Raw genomic sequence first — 21078 nt, 5'->3', positions numbered from 1 at the left:
CGCTTGGAAACGTCAAGAGGGACGAAAATCAGATGCGGCGATGCCATAGCGCTTGAGCTTGTCGTAGAACGTCTTGCGCGGCACGCCGAGCGCGTCGATGGCGCCGCGCACGTCGCCGGCATGGTCGCGCAACGCGTCACGGATGAGCTGTGCCTCGTAATGCCCGACCCGCTCCGGCAGTGCGGCTGCAGGCGCTGGCGATCGTGGGGGCGAGGACCTGGTTTCGTCATCGGGACCAAGACCGAGCGCGACGCGATCGGCGAAATGGGCGAGCTCGCGCACATTGCCCGGCCAGTCGTGCGACTGGAGATGATGGCTCACGGCGGCGTTCACCTTGGCGATAGGCCGGCCAAACCGTTCCGCCGCCTTGCCTAAGAAATGGCCGAACAGCATCTCGATATCGCCGGGCCGCTCGCGCAGCGGCGGAATGCGCAGCGTCACCACGTTGAGGCGGAAATAGAGATCCTCGCGAAAATCGCCGCGCTGGTCCTGGCGGCCGAGATCGACCTTGGTCGCCGCGACGACCCGGAGATCGAGGCGCCTTGTTTCGTTCGAGCCGAGCGGGGTGAGGCTGCGCGTCTCCAGCACCCGCAACAGCTTGACCTGCAGGGCCGGCGGCATGGATTCGATCTCGTCGAGGAACAGCGTGCCGCCGCTGGAATGCTCGATGCTGCCGATCCGCCGTCGCTGCGCCCCGGTAAACGCGCCGGCCTCGTGGCCGAACAGCTCGCTTTCGATGACGGTCTCGGGCAGAGCGCCGCAGTTCAGTGCGACGAGCGGCTTTGCACGCCGTCGGCCCCACCGGTGCAGGAGGTCGGCCACCACTTCCTTGCCGGTTCCGGTCTCGCCTTCCACCAGCACGTCGACGTCCATGTCGGCAATCTGGCGCAAGGTCTCGCGCAACCGCCTTATGGCGAGCGCTTCGCCGATCAACGGCATGCCGTCCGCGGCAAGTGCGGCGGCTTCGCGCAGCCGCCGGTTTTCCATCACCAGCCGCCGCTTCTCCGATGCACGCTTCAGCGCCTCCACCAGACGCTCCCCCGCATATGGTTTCGGGATGAAATCATAGACGCCATCCTTGAGCGCGGCGACCGCAAGATCGACATCGCCATGCCCGGTGACCAGGATCACCGGCAAGTCGGGATCAACAGCCTTGACGCGGTCGAAGAGTTGCAGCCCATTCATGCCGGGCATGCGGATGTCGCTGACGACCACACCCTCGAAGTTCCGGTCGACGACACCAAGCGCTGCCTCGGCGTTGTCGAACCCGATCACCGTGAAGCCGGCAAGTTCGAGCAGTTGCGTGGTGGCATGCAGCAGATCCGCATCGTCGTCGACAAGCGCGACCAGCCCTGATCCCTGCGTCATTCGATCCGCCTCAAGTCGATGGTGAAGGATGCACCGCTGGCCGTGCCGGGGTCGAGCCGCAGCGTGCCGCCCAATTCCTGGGCGATCTCCTGCGAGATCACCAGGCCGAGGCCAAGCCCCTTCTCCTTGGTGGTCTGGAACGGCATGAACAGATTGGTAGCCGCGTCCGGGCCGAGGCCGGGACCGTTGTCGCGCACGGAAATCAGCACGCGGTCGCCGCGTTCGGCGAGGTCGATCTCAATGCGGGGATCGGGTCGGTCCTTCATGACGTCCAGCGCGTTCTGCAACAGGTTCACGAGGATCTGCTCCAGCCGGATGCGGCTGGCCATGACCACGGGCGATGTGGTGCCGCGCGGCTTGACGATGGTGACGCCGGAATCGCGGATGCGGCCGGATAGAAGCGACAGCGCGCCGTCGATCGCCTCGCCTACCGGCAACGGCGAGGCAGCGACGCCAGGTCGTCGCGCAAAGGTGCGCAGCGTGCTGGTGATCGCGCCGATGCGTTCAGTCATCGACACGATCGAGGTCAGATTGCCGTTCGCCGGTTCGGTCCTGCCGGCCTCGAGAAAACGGCCGGCATTCTCGGCATAAGTGCGGATCGCGGCGACCGGCTGGTTGATCTCATGCGCCACGCCGGCGGCGATCTGCCCGAGGATGGAGAGCCGGTTGGCCTGAGCGAGATCGTCGCGCAGCCGGCGGACCTTGGCCTCGGCGTTTTCGCGCTCGGCGATTTCGCCGGCAAGAGCCGTGTTCGAGCGCGTCAACTCGGCGGTCCGCGTGCTGACCCGGCTTTCGAGTTCGGCATTCATGCGCCCCAGCGCCTCCTGCCGCAGCCGGCGTGTGCGCCGGCGCCGGGTGAACACATAGGCAAGCAACCCCATCAGCAGCAGCCCGAGCAGTGTCGTCAGGCGCGCCGTGTTGGCGGCGGCGGCCAAGGTGGCATCGGCGGGCGTCAGCAACCACAGGCGCCAGCCGGGGACGGCACCGGGCAGGCCCTGCACCACTTCGACGAACCGGCGCGATTTTCCGGCTTCGTCTATTGTCGCCAGACCGTCACCGGCGCCACGCCGGATCGGCAGCGGATCGAAGGCGGCTTCGACCAGTTGAAGCTGGTCATGCGCCGCGGCGGCATCCGCGGCGGAGAGCGGCGCCAGCGCATGGAACCGCCAGTCGGGCTGGCTGGTGGCCAGAACGACGCCGCGCTCGTCGGTGACGAAAACGAGAAAGCCGCTCGCCCGCCAATTGGCTTCGACGCCGCCGAGTTCGACCTTCAGAACCGCGACGCCAAGCGGTTTGCCACCATCGTCGACACGGCCGGCAAGGTAGAGTCCCGGCTTGCCGCTGATCGTGCCGAGGCCATATTGACTGGCTGCGCCCTTGGCCATCGCATCGGTGAAATAGTGGCGAAAATTATAATCGCTGCCGACAAAGCTGTCCGGCTGGCCGGCATTGCTGGCCGATATCGCCATGCCCGCTGTATCGATGACATAGATGGCCGAGGCCGACGCATCGCTGGCTATGGCCTTCAGCTTGGCGTCGAGCGCTGTTTCCTCGACTTTCCCGGCGCGGCGCAGCGCATCACGCACCGCATCGTCGCGCGCCAGCACCAGCGGCACGAGACGTTGCTTTTCGATTTCGCCGGTCAAGGTTCCGGCCGCCAGCGGCAAGGCGGCCAATGCCCCATTGCGCAGGTCATCGGCGGCCTGACCCTCGGCGATGCGCCCGGCGGTGGCAACCGCGCCGGCAAGCACAGCGAGCGCTATTGCCGCAAACAGCCAACGGCCGCGCAGGCGCGCTACCGCTTCGCGCAGCAGGTCGCGGCCTGCAGACCCCGGAGATCCGCTATCGATGCGCTGTCGTGGCGTCGGCTCTCTCCCTTTGCTCCCCGGCTTTGCCCAGTCTAATGCGAAATTCCGCCAGGGCAAACAAGACCTGTGCGGAAATCCGCACAACTCCCCGTCGCAGGCAGGACAGAAACGGCTGAACCCAGGGATTCCGGCCTATCCGGCATCTGGCACAGCGCTTGCAAAGTTCTTGCAGCGGCGGGCGACCGGAACGCCGCGATGGGAGAAGTCACGCAGGGCGGGTTCCGCCTATCCGGCCAGGGAGAGAGTTCGATGCATATCGCAGACCAATCCGCCGCGCCCGCGGCGCAGCGCAAGCCCCTCTATGCCCAGCTCTACGTGCAGGTGCTGGCGGCGATCACCGTCGGCATCCTGCTCGGCCACTACTATCCATCGATCGGCGAGAGCATGAAGCCGTTGGGCGACGCCTTCATCAAGCTGGTCAAGATGATCATCGCCCCGGTCATCTTCCTGACGGTCGCAACCGGCATCGCCGGCATGAGCGACCTGCAGAAGGTCGGCCGCGTCGCCGGCAAGGCGATGCTCTACTTCCTCACCTTCTCGACGCTGGCACTGATCATCGGCCTTGTCGTGGCCAATGTCGTGCAGCCGGGCGCCGGCTTCAACATCGACCCGGCGACGCTCGACGCCTCGACCGTGAACACTTACGCTGCCAAGGCACATGACCAGTCGGTCACCGGCTTCCTGATGAACATCATTCCCGGCACGATCGTCGGCGCCTTCGCCGACGGCGACATCCTGCAGGTGCTGTTCTTCTCGGTGCTGTTCGGCATCGCGCTGGCGCTGGTCGGCGACAAGGGCACGCCGGTGCTCAATTTCCTGCAGGCGCTGATGGCGCCGATGTTCAAGCTGGTCAGCGTGCTGATGAAGGCAGCCCCGATCGGTGCGTTCGGTGCGATGGCCTTCACCATCGGCAAATACGGCATCGGCTCGGTCATAAACCTCGCCATGCTGGTCGGAACCTTCTACGCGACCTCGTTCCTGTTCGTGTTCGTCGTGCTCGGTGCCGTCTGCCGCTACAACGGCTTCTCGATCCTGTCCCTGATCCGCTACATCAAGGAAGAGCTGCTGCTGGTGCTGGGCACCTCGTCGTCGGAGGCGGCATTGCCCTCGCTGATGGAGAAAATGGAGAAGGCCGGCGCCAAGCGCTCGGTGGTCGGATTGGTCATCCCTACCGGCTATTCCTTCAATCTCGACGGCACCAACATCTACATGACGCTTGCCGCCCTGTTCATTGCCCAGGCGACGAACATCCATCTGTCGATATCAGACCAGATCCTGCTGCTGCTGGTGGCGATGCTGTCGTCGAAGGGTGCCGCTGGCATCACCGGGGCAGGCTTCATCACCTTGGCCGCCACGCTTTCGGTGGTTCCCTCGGTGCCGGTCGCCGGCATGGCGCTGATCCTCGGCGTCGACCGCTTCATGTCGGAATGCCGGGCGCTGACCAACTTCGTCGGCAATGCGGTGGCGACGCTGGTCGTGGCGCGCTGGGAAGGCGAACTCGACGAAGCCAAGCTGGCGAGAGCGCTGGCTGGGAGCGCCGACGACAGCCTCCCGGCGGACATCGTTCCCGCCGAGTGATCCACGGCTTCATGCCACGGACCATGGCCGCAAGCACGCCGCTTGCGGCCATGGTCATGTGTCATCGCTATCAGGCGGCTTTGCGCAGCGGCGGCAGGGCCTTGCCATCGGCCGCGAAGAGATGGCAGAGACAGGGCCGCGCAAGCTTGAGCTCAGCCCTTGAAGTCCCTCCTCGCGTCCAGACATGTGCTTGGGCCGACAGGCATGGGAGCCGCCAACGTGCCCAAATCATCGAACAGGACGAGGCTGGCCACGCCGACCAGCCCGGCATGGCGGCCGAGCTGGGCCTGGACGACCGGCACGTCGCGATAGGCGCGCATGGCGCGCTGGCGGATGGTCGCGCCGATGACGGGCGCCATCAGGTCGAGGCCATTGGCGATGCCGCCGCCAACGACCAGCACGTCGGGCGAATAGAGGTGCAAAAGGTTGGTGAAGCCAAGCCCCAGCCACCGCGCCTCCTCCTCGAGCAGAGCCAGAGCGAGGTCGTCCTGCAGCCGCGCGGCTTCGACCACGTGGCGACCCGTGACCTCGGCGTTGGCCGAGAGGCGGCGCAGCGTCGAACCGTCCAGAGGAGACGTTGCGGCATTGGCGCGGCGGCCGAGCGCGGTTCCCGAAGCGATGGCCTCGAAGCAGCCGACGACTCCGCACACGCAGCGCTCGCCTTCGTTGGTGATGGTCATGTGGCCGATCTCGGCGGCAAGGCCGCGGCGGCCGTGCAGGATGCGTCCGTCGGCAACCACACCGCCGCCGATCCCGGTCGAGACGGTGACGAAGACCAGGGAGCGCACACCGTGTCCGGCGCCGAAGCGCCATTCGCCGAGCGCTGCCGCATTGGCGTCGTTCTCCAGCCGCACCGGCAGGCCGAGCCGCCGCCCGAGGATGTCGGCCAGCGGCACATCGTGCCAGCCGGCCAGCGTCGGCGGTCCGACGGCGATGCCGGCCAGCGGATCGAGCGGCCCCGGCGCGCCGATGCCGACGCCGAGGATCGACAGCCCCGGCGCTTCGGCATGAACGGTCGCGGCCAGCGCCTCGATCTGGCCGATCACCACTTCGGGGCCGGCCTGCGCCTGCGTCGGCACAGCAGCGAAGGCCAGGATCTTGCCGTCACGGTCGACCAGGGCGGCACGAAGCTCGGTGCCGCCAAGATCGATCGCGAGGGCGACTTCAATGCTCATCAGGCCGCGACCTTCAAACCATGCAGCCAGCCGATGCGGCCGGCGAGATCCTTGTCGCCGAAAGCGAGCGAACCGAGCACCACGGTCTCGGCGCCGGCGGCGCGCAGCAACGGCACGGTTTCCTGGCGGATGCCGCCATCGGCGGCGAGCACCACGGCCGACTCGCGACCGGCGTTCCTCAGGACGACGCGGGCTTCGCCCAGCCTGTCACAGGCCTTCTCCGACAGGCCTTGGCCCTTGACGCCGATCGCGGTTCCAAGAAGCGTGACGAACGCCACCTCTTGGACGAAGGGCTTCACCGCCTCTACCGGGGTCTCCAGCCTCAGCACGACGCCGGCCTCGGCGCCGAGTTCATGCGCCAGCCGCACCGCGCGCAGACCCGCTTCGCCGTTCTCGGCATGGACGCTGACCATGTCGGCGCCGGCCTCGATGAACTGGCGCGTCTGTTCTTCGACGATTGCTTGGTCGATCATCAGATGGACGTGGATCGGCCTGGCCGTCAGCTTGGCGATACGGGCGACGAGATCGGGGAAGAACAGGAAGGACGGCGCGAAATGGCCGTCCGCGACGTCGATGTGGTGCATATCGACATAGGGTTCGATGCGCTGCAAGTCGCTCTCGAAATTGGCGAGATTGGCCGACCACGATGAGAATTCGGCGATCAGACGGTCGCGCGGCAATGCGGCGATGGCGGCCGGGCCTGACAAAGGTTTCGAGATCATGATTGGTCCTGGTTGTTGAAATTTCTATCGAGAAAGCCGCCGATGGCAGCGCGGATTTCGGTGAAATGGCGATCCTTGTCGACGGCTTTCGGCGTCACCTCGGCGAAGACGGCGCCGGGGATGGTCTCAGCCAGTTCGCGGGCGGTCGCCAAGGGATGGACGAGGTCGATGCCGCTGCCGATGACGAGCGTCGGGATTGCGAGGCCGGTCGCCGTGGCCCGCGTCACGCTAGGCCCATCATTTGCGATCGCTTGCATCACCTCGGCAAAAACGGTCGCGTTGTCACGCGCGAAGAAGCCGAGCAACGAGGCGAGATTGTCCGGCGCCTCGCTGCGAAAGCGGGTTGCAGTCGCGGAGGAAGCGAAGGCGTCGCGCGCCTCGTCCAGCGGCAGCCGGCTGATGAGTTCCGCCACTTCGACGTAAGGGCGCATGTTTCGCGGCGCCGCACCGAAGGTCCAGGCCGGGCGCACCAGCACAAGACCTGTGACGCGATCCGGGTGGTGGGCCGCCAGGTGCAGTGCAATGGCGGCGCCCATCGAGATACCGCCGGCGACGAAGCGCTCCATTCCAACCGCATCGGCGGCGGCCAGCACGTCGTCGGCGAACATCGCGATCGAGAAGGGACGCTTGCCGCCGGCGCCGGAACCGCCTTGCGCACGGCATTCAATGGTCAGCCGGCGGCGCGACGGACTGTCGGGAAAGTTCAGCGCCACCTGCGCGGCATCGCCGCCGAGACCATGCTGGAAGGCGATGGGAAGCCCCTGCCCTGTGTCCAAGACGTGGAGCGCAGCGTCGTCGCGCAGCATGATCGTCGGCGCGGCACCCATCAGAGTAGCCCTCGCAGGAAGATAGCGACGCCAGGGGCTTCGACGGCGGGCAAGCCGTGCGTGACCAGCGCGCCATCGAAATCCACCCCCTTCAGCCGCGCGACGAAATCCGGGAAGTCGACGACGCCCTGGCCTGATGTGGCGAAGCGGCCGTCGGCAAAACGATCCTTGGCGTGCGCCATGGCGATGTGGCCAGCGGCCTCATCGATCGCGGCGGCGACGACGGCTCTCGCTTCATCGGGCTTTGCATGCTCGAACAGGTTGGCGGGGTCGAGCACGATCTTCAGATGCTTCGAACCCATCTCGGCGATCAGCCGGGTCGCATCCATGGCCGAGGTCACGACGTTGGCCTGCTCGGGCTCGATGCCGAGATCGACGCCGGCCTCCTCGGCCAGCGCCAGTGCCTTCGCCATTTCGACGGCCATGTCGGACCAGGCGGACGGATCAGCATTGTCGGGATGGTATGCCCATTGGTCGGCTGCGTTGCGCGAGCCGGTGCAGAGCGTCACCAGTGGGATGTCGAGTGTGGCCGCAGTGTAGATGACCCCCGCCAGGCGCCTCAGCCCGTCGTCGCGCGCAGCCTTGTCGGGATGCGCCATGTTGTAGGTTCCCGACAGCGCGGCCAGGGAAACGCCTGACGATCGCGCGGCGGCACCAATGGCGGCGACGGCATTCGCTGGCACCGCATCCGGCATCGACGGCAGGCCGGCGCAGGCGAGATTGAACTGCGTCGTCTCATAGCCGGCCTGCTTCACGGCAGCCAGCACGGCGGCCGGGTCGGTACCCGCAAATGTCTTGGCGAAGATGCCTAGATACATCAGACCGCACCCGAAACCGAGGCAAGCTCGATCCGCTCGCCAGTCTCGACAGAGCGCGCAATCGCCACCATGGCGCGGATCGACGCGATGCCGTCCCCGACATTGGCGCCGCGCATCGGCGCGCCGGTGAGCACGGTATCGGCAAGGCCCTCGAGCTGGCGGCGGAAGAAGTGGCCGTCGGCGCCAAGCGGTTTTCGCGAGGTCGCGTCCTTCTCATGGAAGATGTCGACCTCGCTGGCGCGGAAGTACCAGGGATTGAAGGTCTTGGCGATGACGGAACCGTTCTCGCCGTAGAGCTGAAACCCTTCGTGCCAGTCCATGCGCACGGCGACGGTGAGGTCGAGATGGCCAAGCGCGCCGCTGGCGAATTCGGTTTCGACGAACCAGCAATAGGCGCCGAAGCGCTCGTTGAGGCGGGCGCGCACGGCAACGATGTCGCCACAGAGGAAGCGGGCGGTGTCAACCAGATGCGATCCGTGCGCCAGCATGAAATATTGCCTGAGATCAGCCTTGGGATTCCCGCCGGGCTTTTTCGCGAGCTTACTGGTGACGGGCAGCGGCTGCACGGCATCTGTGTTGGTGTAGCGGTGGGTGGAATCGCAATACCAGGCCTTCAGTGCCAGAACCTCGCCCATCTCGTCGCGGACGAAGTCGCGGGCGGCCTCCAGCGCCGGATCGAAGCGCTTCATGTGGCCGACCTGCAGCACCTTGCCGGAGCGCTTCACCGCCTCGGCCAGCGCTTCGCCTTCCTCGACCGAGGTACCGATCGGCTTTTCGCAGAGAACATGCTTGCCGGCATCGAGCGCCTTGATCGACATCGGCACGTGATAGGCATCCGACGTGGCGACGATGACTGCTTCGAGCTCGGGATCGGCGAGCATGGCATCATAGTCGGCATACATCTTCCCAGGTTCATAGGAGGCGCCCATGCGGGCGAGCAAATCGGGTGCCGCATCGCAAATGGCGTAGAGGTCGGCATTGCCGGCCTTGACGCAGGATTCCAGATGCGCGAACTGGGCGATCGGGCCGCAGCCGAGCACACCGACCCTGAGGCGTCTGTCCTGTTTCTTGATCATCGTCTCAGGCCCCGTAGCCGCGCATGGTCTGGCGGTTGGTCTTGACCGCGCCGGCCGGATCGGCGGCGGCGGTGTCGGATTCTTCTTCCAGCACCAGCCAGCCGTTGAAGTTCGGCGCGGTACCGGCGATCTCGATCACTTGAGGTGTGTCGCAGACGCCCTGGCCAAGCATCGCCCAGGAGCCGTTGGCGTCGACGTCCTTCAAATGGATGTAGCGGATGCGGTCGCGATAGGTGGAGAGCGTGTCGGCCATGTCCTTGTGGCCGCGCAGGATGTGGCCGGTGTCCGGCACCCAGCCGACCAGACCGGGATCGAGCAAGGCAAACATCGCGTCATAGTCGGCACGGTCGAACAGCAGCGTGTTGTGGTGCGAACTCGGATGCACCGCCACCTGGACACCCGCCTTGCGGCCGATCTCGCCGGCCTTGTTGTAGACCTCCGCGGCGATGGCGAACTTGCCGTCGCGCGGCCCGTCGGAGACGACGGTGGCCGAGCCCATCGACACCAGTGCGCCCGGAAAGGCGGCGGCGAAATCGATCCAGCGCCTGGCGGTTTCGAGATCGGTGCCGATCCCGTCCTTGAGCGTGAAGCCGCTCCTGGAGCCGAAGGCGAACGATACGAGCGCCAGACCGGACGACTTCAGCGCGGCGGCGAACTCGATGGGTTTGCCGCCATAGTGGCCGATCATGGTGTCGGTGATCTCGATGCCGGCATAGCCGCCATCGCCGATCGCCTTCAACAGGTCGTCGGGGCCGCCGGTGAACCGGTCTCCGAGCATTTCCCAGGTGAAGGTCTGGCAGCCGACTTTGAGGTCTTTCACGTTCATCCTTTCATTCCTTGATACCGATCTGTTCCATCAGTTGTCCGTGCGACATCCTACTTGACCGAACCCGCGGTCATGCCGGCGAGGAAGTACCTCTGGGCAACGAGGTAGATGAGCAACAAGGGTAGCGAGCCGAGCACGCTCATTGCCATCATCTGGTTCCATTCGAAGGCGTGCTGCCCCATCAGCAGCTGGATGCCGATCGGCACGGTGCGCATGGACGTCGACTTGGTCAGCGTCAGCGCAAAAAGAAATTCGTTCCAGCACAACAGGAATGTGTAGACCGATGTCGCCACGATACCAGGCAGTGAAATCGGGACGATGACCCGCCAAAGCGCTGTCCAACTGGTGCCGCCATCGACAGCCACCGCTTCATCGAGATCGCGGGGCAAGGTGTTCAGATATCCCGTCATCAGCAGGATCGCGTAGGGCAGCGTAAACACCAGGTAAGTCAGGATCAATGCGACATAGGTGTCGAAGATACCGTATGAGACGACAAGCCCGAAGAAGGGGATCAGCAGCGTGATCGGCGGTATCGTCTGCGTGCTGATGATGAGCGTGTTCAGGCTGCCCTTGCCACGGAAATTGAAGCGGCTGAACCCATAGGCCGCCAGCAAGGCGATCAGCACCGTGAGCACGGTCACCGCTCCCGCGACGAAGTAGCTGTTGAAGAAGAAGCGCAGCTTTACCGGGTCGCCAAGGATGGCCGCGTAGGCTTCCAGGGTGAAGGCCTTCGGCAGGATGGTTGGCGGCAAAGCGAAGATTTCGGTATTCGACTTGAATGAGCTGCTGAGCATCCAATAGATCGGGAAGGCCGCGAAGAACAGCCCTGCCGCAAGAGCAATATGCAGCGCGACGGTGATCAGCTTGTCTTTGCCGGTGTTTCGTCTTCTCATGGCGTCCTACCTAGCCCGCTGATAGCGAATATAGAACAGCGTCAGGCCCAGAGAGATCAACAGGATGACTACGGCACTCGCCGACGCTTGAGACAGGTTGTAGCTCGAAAACGCCAGCTTGTAGGTGTAGGTGCTGAGCACCTCGGTCGAGTAGATCGGACCACCGCCCGTCGTTATCCAGATCAACGGGAAGACCTGCATGGTCCAGATGAAGTCGAGCAGCGAGATGCTGATGATGATCGGCATCAGCTGCGGAATGGTGATGAAGATCAGCTTCTGGTAGGCCTTCGCCCCGTCGATATCGGCGGCCTCGTAGAAATCCTTGGGAATGCCCTGCAAGCCTGCGAGCAGGCTGACCATGAAAAGCGGATAGCCCGCCCAGATATTGGCGAAAGTGACGGCGTGCAGCGCGGTCTGCGGCGAGGAAAACCACTCGACCTTGGAACCAATGAAGCCCAACTGCATGAGAATGCTGTTCACGACACCATTCGGCTCGAGCAGCAGGCGCCAGATCACCGCGATGATCACCGCCGTGAACAGCCAGGGCAGAATGTAGAGCACGCGCAAGACATTGCGCAACGTCGGATTGATGCGGTCGCTGTTCAGCATGAGCGCGAAGACCATGCCGATGGTCATGTGGAAAACGACACTCATGCAGGTGAAATAGAGCGTATGCCACAGCGAAGCCCAAAACACAGGATCGTCGAAGATCGCCTGGTAGTGCTTTAGCCCGGCAAAGGATGGATCACGACGCAGCACCGCGCTGTTCTGGAACGAGTAGGCAATCACCGTCGCCATCGGCAACAGCATCAAAAGGCCGATTATGAGCAGCGAGGGCGACAGGTAGAGATAGGGCGCCACAGCTCGTTTGAGCTTGTGATGGGAGCGCTTCCGCTGGGTCATGGTGCCAACCTCGCGACAGAGAAATGAGCTTCAAATACCATTCAGAGTCGTCATTTGCCGGCTGGCCCGCCTAATGGCAGGCCAACCGATAAATGGGCCGCAAGAGCGGAGGACGACGATCAGAATTTCGCCATCCAGCCCTTTTGCGCGGCAGCGGCCGCTTCTTCCGGCGTTTGCTCGCCGGCAAGCATCTTTTGAGCCTGCACGTCGAACTGGGTCATCAGGTCTTCAGCCACCGGCAGGCCCGTGAACTCGTTGGCGAGGTAGCCGGTCTTGAAGATCTCGAAAGCCTTGCCGAAAGCCTTGTCTGATGTCACGAAGTCGGGTTTGGCGTTGACGTTGCCCGGGAAGGCGTTGGCAAGCGAAACGAGCTTGGCGTTGACCTTTTCGCTCATTAAATACTGGACGAGTTTCCAGGCCTCCTCCTGATGTTTCGAGGCCGCCGAGATGCCGATACCCCAGGAGGCATAGGGAAGGCCGCGCTTTCCGGTATAGTTCTCCACAACCGGGACCGGGATTAGGTCGAAGTTCAGCTTGGGATTACGCTTGCGGATGAGGTTCACATGGGCGAGCGAGTCGATCATCATCCCGACGCGGTCGTTGACGAATTCCTCGACCTTTTCCTGTTCGGTCTTGGTGGCAATGCCGGGCGAGATGGTGCCGGCGTCGTTGAGCGATTTGACGAAGGTGAGCATATCCACCACCGGTTTGCCCTCGAGGTCGGGCTTGCCGTTCGCCATCATCGATTGGCCCGAAGCCCAGACCCACGACATCATGTCGTTCTGGACACCGGACGGCGTTTGCAGCGACAGAGGCAGCACCCAGCCATACTGGTTCTTGTCGGCGTGCGTCATCTTCTTGGCGGCTTCGAGAAATTCCGCGCGCGTCGACGGCAGCTTGGTCACGCCTGCCTGGGCGGCGAGGTCCAAATTCACGAAGACCGGATAGACGAACGAAGCGACCGGGAACATCACCGCCTTGCCGTCCACCTTGATGATATCCGCGACCTGGGCTTTGTCGAACTTGCTCGCATCCATCAGCGGGTTCATGTCGGCCAGCGCACCCTGCGCATTCAGATTGTTCACCCAGGCGCCGTCAAGACCGACGACGTCGCTCAGCGTTCCGGTTGCGGCACCAACCGAGATTTGGTCTCGCGTCGTCGCATAGGGGCCGCTGACCAGTGTCACCTTGATGCCGGGGTTTGCGGCCTCGAAGTCATTCATGATTGCCCTGAGCGAGCCGGCCGGCAGTTCGGGCTCCCACCATTGGGTGAATTCCAGCGTCGTGTCGGCCATGGCGCCGGTCGCACCAAGCAACCATGCGGCCGCGGCCATCTTCAGCATCGCGGGTTTTATACGAAACATCATTTTCTCCTCCTTCTCTGGGATCGACCGCACAATGCTGCCGATCGTCTGGTTATTCAGAAGTCTTCTTACGCAGGCGCCTCGCCCTCGCCTGCGGGCCTTGCCGGGGTTCTTCAGATCGCCAGATGCGTCTCGGGATCGAAGAAATGGAACTTGGCATCATCCACCGCCAACCGGATTTCCGAGCCTGAGCGGACGGCGCTGATTGGCTCGAACCTCGCCACCGCGTTCGATGCCAGGCCAAAATCGTCCACCGCGTCCGGATCGCCGGAGTCCACCCGGACCGCGTCGATGTTCAGGTGGACAATCTGTTCGGAGCCGAGTTCCTCGATCGAGGTCACCTTTGCCGGTATCGTCTGATACTTGCGCCCGGAGTCGAGACTGCTGTCATAGAGATCCTCCGGCCGGATCCCGAACACGACCTTGCGCCCGGCATAAGACCGCAAGCCCGGCCTGCGCACGAAGGCTGCCTCCTGCAGCCGGATGGCGAAGGCGGCGGACGTCAGTTCGTCGCCCTTCAGCGTGGCCTCGAAAAGGTTCATCGAAGGAGAGCCGATGAAGCCGGCAACGAAGGCGTTCACCGGTGATTCATAGAGCCTCTTGGGTGTGTCGACCTGCTGCAGCACACCGCCTTTCAACACCGCGACCCTGTCCCCCATCGTCATCGCTTCGATTTGGTCGTGGGTCACGTATATGGTCGTGACGCCGAGCTGCTTTTGCAGGCTGGTGATTTCGGCGCGCATTTGAACACGCAGCTTCGCGTCCAGATTGGAAAGCGGCTCGTCCATGAGAAAGGCCGCCGGCTCGCGCACCATGGCACGGCCCATGGCAACCCTTTGACGCTGTCCGCCTGAAAGGTTCGCGGGTTTGCTGTCCAGCAGCGACGTTAGCTGAAGGGTTTTGGCGATCTCGTCGACGCGCTTCTTGCGCTCGGCCTTCGGCTTGCCTGCCAGACGCATCGAAAAGGCGATGTTTTCAAATACCGTCATATGCGGGTAGAGCGCGTAGCTCTGGAAGACCATCGCGATGTCGCGGTCCTTTGGCGGCATATCGACGACGTCGACGCCGCCGATCCGCAGGCTGCCGCTGGTGATGTCCTCCAATCCCGCGATCATTCGCAACGCGGTGGATTTGCCGCAGCCCGACGGCCCGACGAGAATCAAGAACTCGCCGTCCTCGACCGCCAGGTTCAATTGATCGATCGCTCGAAAATTGTTCCCGTAGGTCTTGCAGATATTCTCAAGAACGACTTCTGCCATCTTCCTCCCTCCACAAGTCCAAGCCACTGATTTTTGATTATTCGTGGCCATTTTTTGCCTGCGAAACGTCTCCTCGGATCTTTCCAGCCTATGTTCCGGTCTCGTGCCGCGCATATTTCAGCCCGACCGCCGACGGAGCGTTCGCCGATGCCAATAATTCCGTGACCTGGGCGCCGGTCGGAAGCGCCTCGCGCCCGCCCCGACCCGTTATCGACAGCGCCGCCGCCGCGGCCGCGAACGCGACCCGGCCCGCGGTGTCGGCTCCGCGCGCCAGTGCATGCGCATAGGCGCCATGAAAGCAGTCGCCGGCGCCGGTCGAATCGACGACGGCAACCCGGTGCGGAGGCAAGTGCCAAAGCCCTGCCTCGTTGCGTCCGCGGTAGTAGACGCCCCTGCCGCCATCCGTCAGAACCACGGCGGACCGCGACGGCAACCACAATGCATCGAGCATCTCGGCCGGCGATCTGCAGCCCGTAGCGGTCTGTGCAAAGCCCAGGGGAAGAATGAGATGGTCGCAGAGCGCGATCAGCCTCTCGGTGGCCGGGCCGGCGCTCCATTCGATATCACCGAGGATCGCAAGGCCGAGATCGCGAGCCCGTGCCACGACATCCAGCGACCGGATCGCGTAACTATCGATGATCAGGACTGTCGCGCGGCTGAGGACCTCGTCCGGAAAGTCCGGAGCGGTGCCCAGCATCGCTTCGTCGTCATAGGCGATGAACCGCTCGCCATCCGAGCCGACGGTGATCCGCGAGCGCACCGGGCGGGCGTGCGGGTGGCGCGGCGCGAATGCAGTTTCAACGCCGCTCGCTACGAGATCGCACAGCACGGCATCGTCCGCGGCACTGCCCAGCCATCCGACGAACCCGGCGGTGCCGCCGAGCCGCGCGACGGCGGCAAGGGCCGTCGCGACATTTCCGCCGAAAGCCCGGGCGCTTTGCAGAACCTTCCCCTTGCCCGCCGACAACGGCTGATCGACATAGACGATGTCGTCGATCGCAATAGCTCCGAAGCCGAGGATTGAAGAGACGGCGGGCATCGTTCAGGCACCCGCCCTTGCCAGGGCGTCTTGCGCCGAAAGGCCGTCATGGATGACGCCCCGAAAGGCAATCGCTGCCTTCTCCGGATCGCCATGCCCCCAGAGATTGCGGCCCACCACGGCACCGCGCGCACCGGCACGGATGGCGTCCGCCGTCTGCTGGAGGGCGCCGAGCAGCGTATCTGTCTTCGGGCCACCCGCGATCACAACCGGCACCGGGCAGGTCCGAACGGTCTCTCGGAACGATTCGAAATCGCCCGTGTAACCGATCTTGATCACGTCGACGCCGGACTCGTAGCCGATGCGCGCCGCATAGGCGATCTCGTCGGGGGTGAAGACGATTTTTGCCCCGTCGGTGAAATCGCGAGGGTAGATATGCGCGACTACCGGCATGCCGTAGCGGGCCGCTGCATTCACCGAATCGGTCAGCCAGCGTATGTATTTGCCCTCGGTCGCGCCGCGTACCGGAATGGCCACGGCCAAGGCATCGGCGCCGGCGCGCACGGCATCCTCGGGCGTTGCGATCAGCTCACTGATGCGATCGTCCGGGGTGAAGCAGCCGGCCTGGATCACCAGGCAGGCCTTGCCCGCGTATTGCGGCCATAGATGGCGCGCTGTGCCAGGCTGGATGCTGACATAGTCGGGTTTGCCCACCATGACGCGAGCCAGGGCGCCCGGCAGATCGGCAAGACCTCCTTTGCGCACGTCGCCATAGCCGACAAAGTGGTCGACCGCGCCGCCGAAAAGATTGCCCGATGGATGCGAGAAGAGGCGCGCAAGGCGCACCTGGGTTCCGAGGCTCATGAGTGCAAAATTCTCCAGTCGATTGATTTCCAAATGCTGGACCCAGTGTTTTCGAAAGAAAGAATAAATGCAATCTTTCGAAATCTTTCGAATTCGCGTATTTTCGGTAGAGTGAGCCGAGGCCAGGGCGGTTGCTTGGCAGATGGAGGCAAGGACAAGGCAATGTTGTCAGAGCAGAGACGCCAATCGATCCTGAGTGAGGTGCAACGCAGCGGACAGGTTCGCATCAAGGACCTGTCAGACGATTTTGGCGTGTCGGAAGTCACGGTGCGCTCCGACCTCGAGATACTGGACCGCAAGGGACTGCTGACCAAGACCCGTGGAGGGGCGGTGACCCGGACCACGGATTCGACCACGGCCGCGTTCGCCCGCCGGATGCAAACCAACCTCGATGCGAAGAAACGCATCGCCCGGGCAGCGGTAGAGCTGTTCGAGGACAACCAGTCGGTCATCTTCGACGGCGGCTCGACATTGATGCAGGTTGCCATGCAGTTACCGCCGCTCAACAACGTCGTGGTCGCGGCCACGGCGATGAATATCGTTCAGCATCTGATGCATCGGCCTGGGCTTGACGTTCACATGATCGGTGGCCGGGTCTATCCAGACACGGTGAGCACGCTGATTACCGATGCCGACACGGCTCTCGGCGGCTTGGTAGCGCATCAGGTCTTTGTCGGAGCGCACGCGATCGACTCGTCACTGGATGTGGTCGACGTGAACGAAGACATGGCGCGAACGAAGCGAATCCTAGTGCGCATGGCCCGGCGCGTCGTCCTCCTGGCGGATTCGAGCAAATTTGGCGTCAGCGGGACCTCCAAGGCCTTTTCGCTGTCGGGCGTCGATGTGGTGATCACCGACGATGGCCTGCCCGGTACAATACGCAGCGAGCTTGATAGGATCGGGGCCACGGTGATCTATGCCTGAACCCGTCGCGGTAGCTGGGCGCCCTCGAAATATCCGACGCGCGAATGACCCACCGGCTTTGGCGCCCGCGATCGGCCGTTTTTCATGTCCGTCATTTTCTCCTCCCAAGGCCAGCAGCCTCCCGATGCTCCGGCAGCATTTACGCATGTTCCATAAAAATTTTACGCGCGTCAATATTTAAAATGTTGTATAGCCATTTCGAGCGCGATCCGGCACCGTCGCGAGAGATCAGGCAGATGATCGCATTGGGAGGTAAGACGGAAAATGCAGGCAAAATCAGAAGCCAAACTCGGCATCGGTGTCATCGGATGCGGCAACATCTCGATGACCTACCTGCGCAATGCCGCGCTTTTCGGCGGCATCGAATTGCGCGCCTGCGCCGATATTTCAGCCGAGATGGCGGCGCTGCGGGCCAAGGAATACGGCATCCGGCCCCTTGGAGTCGATGCGCTGCTGGCCGATCCACAGATCGACCTCGTCCTCAACCTGACCATTCCGGCGGCGCATTTCGACATTTCATTCTCCGCCCTTTCGGCGGGAAAGCATGTCTTCACTGAAAAACCGCTCGCAACCTCGGCCAGCGATGGCCGCCGTCTGGTGGCGGAGGCGGCCAAACGCGGCCTGCTGCTCGGCTCGGCTCCGGACACTTTCCTTGGCGCAGCGGGCCGCAAAGCGCGCCGCCTGATGGATGAGGGCGCCATCGGCAGCCCTGTCACCGGCACCGCCTTCATGATGGGGCGCGGCATGGAACACTGGCATCCCAATCCGCAATTCTACTACCAGCCGGGCGGCGGCCCGGTGTTCGACATGGGTCCCTACTATCTGACGATGCTGGTCAACCTGCTGGGCCCGGTCGCGCGCGTCATGGCGATGGCGACGAGGGGCCAGGAGGAACGGCTGATATCGGCCGAAGGGCCGTTCAAGAACACCACATTCAAGGTCGGCACGCCGACCAATGTGCTGTCGCTGCTCGAATTCCGTTCCGGCGCGACCGTCACTTTCGGCGCGTCATGGGATGTCTTCAGGCATTCCAACCATCCGATCGAACTGCACGGCACGGAAGGCTCGCTGCGGTTGCCCGACCCGGATACGTTCGGCGGCACGGTGTCGCTGTCGGAACGCGGCGCCGACTGGAAGGATTTCGCCAGCGAAGGCGAACTCTACGGCGCCCGCAACTGGCCTTACGCGGCGCCCGACCGCGCCAACTACCGCATGCTCGGCGTCGCCGACCTGGTGCGTTCGCTACAGACAGGCGCGACGCCCCGCGCTTCCGGCAATCTGGCGCTGCATGTGCTGGAGATCATGGAAGCGATCCTGCATTCGGGCGAGACGAAAAGTTCGGTCGCCATAACAGGTGACGTCGTCCAGCCGGCCCTGCTCGGCGAAGACGAAGCGCGCGGCCTGCTCGCCTAAGCGTTCCATGTTTTCACGCAATTCCGGACGGAAAACCGCTGCACACTTTTCCTGGAATTGCTTTGACGGAGATAACGATGACGCTCGACCCAGATGCGCTGCGTGCCCTGGAAATCGGCCGTGCCGCCGGCGGCGAACCCTTCGAGAACGGCAGTGTCGCGGCGGCGCGGGCCACGTACAACGCTTCGTTCCCGACGCTGCAGGGCGAGCACGAGCCAGTCGCGGCAACCGAGCAGCGGCAGATCGACGGGCCGAACGGCCCGGTGACGATCCGCATCCATCGCGGTATCGGCACGCCGCGGACCGGGGCGCGCGCGGTGCTCTATCTCCACGGTGGCGGCTGGGTGATCGGCAATCTCTCCTCGCATGACGAGATCTGCCGCTGGCTGGCCAATCTCGGCAACGCCGTCGTCATCTGCCCGGACTACAGGCTGGCGCCGGAGCACAAGTTTCCCGCCGGGCTAGACGATTGCGCGACAGCGCTGCGCTTCACGGCTGCTGGAGGACTCGGAATCGACCCGACCCGCATTGCCGTCGGCGGCGACAGTGCCGGCGGCAACGTTGCCGCCGTGCTGGCATTGCTTGCCCGCGACAGGCTGGCGCCGCCGCTCGCCGCCCAGATCCTGATCTATCCCAACACCGATGCCCGCCAGACGGCGGACAGCTACCGGCGTTTCGGCGACGGCTTCGGACTCACCGCCGCCACCATGGCCTGGTTCCGCGATCATTATGTGCGAACGCCCGAGGATATCGCGGATTGGCGCGTATCGCCGCTGCTGGCCTCCAGCCTCGCCGGTGCACCGCCGGCCTTCGTCGTGATCGCCGGCCACGACATCCTTGCCGACGAAGGCACGGCCTATGCCGAGCGCCTGCGCGCCGACGGAGTGCCGCTGGTGTTGCGACACTGGCCGGGTCAGATCCACGGCTTCGTCTCGATGGGCCGCCACATCCTGGCCGCGCGGCAAACGGCAAGCGAGGCGGCGGCCTGGCTCCGCCTGCAGACGCCGGAGCCGATCACTCAGGCCGACTGACGCATCACAAGGGTCGCGCCAAGCTTGACGTTGCGCGCCAGATCATGGCCGGGTGGATCGGCCTCGTCCAGCAACGCCAGCAGGATCTCGACGCTGCGGCCGGCCATGGCGGCGAAGTCCTGTGCCATGGTGGTCAGCGCGGGACAGGTGTAGCGGCTCAGCGGATGATCGTCGTGGGCGGCGACCCGAAAATCACAATCGGCACGGCGGCCGATCTTCAGCCCGCGCGAAAAGGCGGCCGCCATCACACCGAAGGCGAGACGGTCATTGGCGCAGAGCAGCGTGCGGGCCGGCAGACCGCCTTTCTCGAGCGTCCTGTCCATCCATTCGTGGCCGATGCGCTCGAAGTCCCAGCTATAGTCGCCCGCCGCCTTGAGAACGGTGGGCTCCAGGCCCGCGGCCTGCATCGTGTCGATATAGCTCTGCAGGCGTTCGCCCGAATTGTGGTTGACGTGCGGGATGTCGACATAGACAGGCGGTTCGCCGGACCGGCAGAGATAATCGACGATGGTCGAGGTGCTCTGGTGGTTGTCATTGCCGACGAATGGTGTGTCGCCTTCGATATAGGTGTCGAAATAGACGATCGGGATGTCCTCGCTCATTCGTTCGAAGACGCCGGGTTCGGAGACTAAGCCCAAGGGCGCGACGATGGCGCCGGCTACTTTCAGCGACATCAGCGTCCTGACCGATTCCGCCTCCAGCTTCGGCGAACCGTGCGAGGAGATGACGATCGGCCAAAACCCTTCGTCGCGACAGCGCCGTTCGATGCGGCTGACCATCTCGGCGTAGAAGGGATCGGTGATCGCCGGTACGACGATGCCGACATTACGGGTGCGCTTGCGGTTGAGATTCCGGGCAAAAACATTCGGCTGATAGTCGGACGAACTAAGCGCCGCCTCGATGCGCGCCCGTGTCGCCGGCTTCACGCTGGCCGGATCGTCGAAATACTTCGACAGGGTCGGTCGCGAAACGCCGGACGCCCTGGCGAAATCATCCATCGTCCGGTGGGTCTTTTCCGCCATCTATGTTTCAGGCCCCCTTATCCTCGATGCCAGCCTTAACGCTCTGGCCAGAATCAGTCTTGCGATCGTCGCGGTGAGGCAGCATTGCTTGAGCGAACTTATTCAGTCAAATTTTCATGTTTCCAGTACAACGCAGAAGCATTGCGCACGTCAAATTGTTTATTGACG

General features: G+C 63.9%; 19 protein-coding genes. 4 read left to right on the top strand and 15 right to left on the bottom strand.

The genetic code is table 11. The annotated features are described in order from the left end of the window. Positions 1 to 12 precede the first annotated feature (12 nt). Both AC3CB8_RS13605 and AC3CB8_RS13600 read right to left on the bottom strand, forming a co-directional pair. Positions 13 to 1368 (bottom strand): sigma-54-dependent transcriptional regulator, encoded by a 1356-nt coding sequence (locus AC3CB8_RS13605; RefSeq protein ID WP_352562972.1) that lies wholly within the window; start codon positions 1366 to 1368, stop codon positions 13 to 15. Beyond that, entirely contained in the window at positions 1365 to 3182 is a 1818-nt protein-coding gene (locus AC3CB8_RS13600) for a sensor histidine kinase (RefSeq protein ID WP_435052988.1), read from the bottom strand. The genes AC3CB8_RS13605 and AC3CB8_RS13600 overlap by 4 nt, the downstream gene beginning before the upstream one ends. Positions 3183 to 3485: 303 nt before the next feature. On the opposite strand from AC3CB8_RS13600, the gene AC3CB8_RS13595 reads away from it, so the two are divergent. Then, the gene (locus tag AC3CB8_RS13595; RefSeq protein ID WP_023771131.1) at positions 3486 to 4814 is read left to right on the top strand and encodes a dicarboxylate/amino acid:cation symporter; all 1329 of its coding nucleotides are present in this window, start codon (positions 3486 to 3488) and stop codon (positions 4812 to 4814) included. Positions 4815 to 4966: 152 nt separating this feature from the next. Here the strand turns inward: AC3CB8_RS13595 and AC3CB8_RS13590 are convergent, their stop codons facing one another. The 12 genes from AC3CB8_RS13590 to AC3CB8_RS13535 all read right to left on the bottom strand — a co-directional run bounded on the left by AC3CB8_RS13590 (position 4967) and on the right by AC3CB8_RS13535 (position 16520). Continuing rightward, positions 4967 to 5989: an ROK family protein gene (locus AC3CB8_RS13590; RefSeq protein WP_352562970.1), complete on the bottom strand. Its 1023-nt coding sequence runs from the start codon at positions 5987 to 5989 to the stop codon at positions 4967 to 4969. After that, positions 5989 to 6711 carry a ribulose-phosphate 3-epimerase gene (locus AC3CB8_RS13585; RefSeq protein ID WP_352562969.1) on the bottom strand — a complete coding sequence of 241 codons (723 nt, stop codon included), beginning with the start codon at positions 6709 to 6711 and terminating at the stop codon, positions 5989 to 5991. The genes AC3CB8_RS13590 and AC3CB8_RS13585 overlap by 1 nt, the downstream gene beginning before the upstream one ends. Continuing rightward, positions 6708 to 7538 carry an alpha/beta fold hydrolase gene (locus AC3CB8_RS13580; RefSeq protein ID WP_352562968.1) on the bottom strand — a complete coding sequence of 277 codons (831 nt, stop codon included), beginning with the start codon at positions 7536 to 7538 and terminating at the stop codon, positions 6708 to 6710. Before AC3CB8_RS13580 ends, AC3CB8_RS13585 begins: the two co-directional genes overlap by 4 nt. Continuing rightward, on the bottom strand, positions 7538 to 8356 hold the full coding sequence (locus AC3CB8_RS13575) for a sugar phosphate isomerase/epimerase family protein (RefSeq protein WP_352562967.1): 819 nt from the start codon (positions 8354 to 8356) through the stop codon (positions 7538 to 7540). Before AC3CB8_RS13575 ends, AC3CB8_RS13580 begins: the two co-directional genes overlap by 1 nt. Then, complete coding sequence (locus AC3CB8_RS13570) at positions 8356 to 9432, bottom strand: Gfo/Idh/MocA family protein (RefSeq protein ID WP_352726311.1); 1077 nt, start codon at positions 9430 to 9432, stop codon at positions 8356 to 8358. Before AC3CB8_RS13570 ends, AC3CB8_RS13575 begins: the two co-directional genes overlap by 1 nt. A 4-nt stretch (positions 9433 to 9436) precedes the next feature. Beyond that, positions 9437 to 10258: a sugar phosphate isomerase/epimerase family protein gene (locus AC3CB8_RS13565; RefSeq protein WP_023771137.1), complete on the bottom strand. Its 822-nt coding sequence runs from the start codon at positions 10256 to 10258 to the stop codon at positions 9437 to 9439. Positions 10259 to 10308: 50 nt separating this feature from the next. Then, positions 10309 to 11151, bottom strand: a complete 843-nt coding sequence (locus AC3CB8_RS13560) for a carbohydrate ABC transporter permease (protein ID WP_023782289.1) — start codon at positions 11149 to 11151, stop codon at positions 10309 to 10311. 6 nt (positions 11152 to 11157) lie between these two features. Next, positions 11158 to 12054, bottom strand: a complete 897-nt coding sequence (locus AC3CB8_RS13555) for a carbohydrate ABC transporter permease (RefSeq protein ID WP_023771139.1) — start codon at positions 12052 to 12054, stop codon at positions 11158 to 11160. A 119-nt stretch (positions 12055 to 12173) separates the two neighbouring features. Further along, entirely contained in the window at positions 12174 to 13421 is a 1248-nt protein-coding gene (locus AC3CB8_RS13550; protein WP_023771140.1) for an ABC transporter substrate-binding protein, read from the bottom strand. Between the two features lie 110 nt (positions 13422 to 13531). Next, positions 13532 to 14677 carry an ABC transporter ATP-binding protein gene (locus AC3CB8_RS13545; protein WP_023771141.1) on the bottom strand — a complete coding sequence of 382 codons (1146 nt, stop codon included), beginning with the start codon at positions 14675 to 14677 and terminating at the stop codon, positions 13532 to 13534. Positions 14678 to 14765: 88 nt separating this feature from the next. Beyond that, a complete protein-coding gene (locus tag AC3CB8_RS13540) occupies positions 14766 to 15716 on the bottom strand; it encodes a PfkB family carbohydrate kinase (protein ID WP_352562966.1) in 951 nt (316 codons plus the stop codon). Positions 15717 to 15719: 3 nt separating this feature from the next. Further along, a complete protein-coding gene (locus AC3CB8_RS13535; RefSeq protein WP_023771143.1) occupies positions 15720 to 16520 on the bottom strand; it encodes a beta/alpha barrel domain-containing protein in 801 nt (266 codons plus the stop codon). A gap of 162 nt (positions 16521 to 16682) precedes the next feature. Here AC3CB8_RS13535 and AC3CB8_RS13530 point away from each other — a divergent pair, with 162 nt between their 5' ends. The 3 genes from AC3CB8_RS13530 to AC3CB8_RS13520 all read left to right on the top strand — a co-directional run bounded on the left by AC3CB8_RS13530 (position 16683) and on the right by AC3CB8_RS13520 (position 19888). Continuing rightward, positions 16683 to 17444 carry a DeoR/GlpR family DNA-binding transcription regulator gene (locus tag AC3CB8_RS13530; RefSeq protein ID WP_352562965.1) on the top strand — a complete coding sequence of 254 codons (762 nt, stop codon included), beginning with the start codon at positions 16683 to 16685 and terminating at the stop codon, positions 17442 to 17444. A gap of 264 nt (positions 17445 to 17708) precedes the next feature. Then, complete coding sequence (locus AC3CB8_RS13525) at positions 17709 to 18857, top strand: Gfo/Idh/MocA family protein (protein ID WP_352562964.1); 1149 nt, start codon at positions 17709 to 17711, stop codon at positions 18855 to 18857. Positions 18858 to 18934: 77 nt separating this feature from the next. Then, entirely contained in the window at positions 18935 to 19888 is a 954-nt protein-coding gene (locus tag AC3CB8_RS13520) for an alpha/beta hydrolase (protein WP_352562963.1), read from the top strand. Here the strand turns inward: AC3CB8_RS13520 and AC3CB8_RS13515 are convergent. Then, a complete protein-coding gene (locus AC3CB8_RS13515; protein ID WP_023771147.1) occupies positions 19876 to 20910 on the bottom strand; it encodes a LacI family DNA-binding transcriptional regulator in 1035 nt (344 codons plus the stop codon). The genes AC3CB8_RS13520 and AC3CB8_RS13515 overlap by 13 nt on opposite strands. Between the last annotated feature and the right edge of the window lie 168 nt (positions 20911 to 21078).

Source organism: Mesorhizobium sp. P160927 (assembly GCF_057766385.1).
The sequence above is the reverse complement of the archived record's forward strand: the minus strand, read 5'-3'. Positions and strand labels throughout refer to the sequence as shown.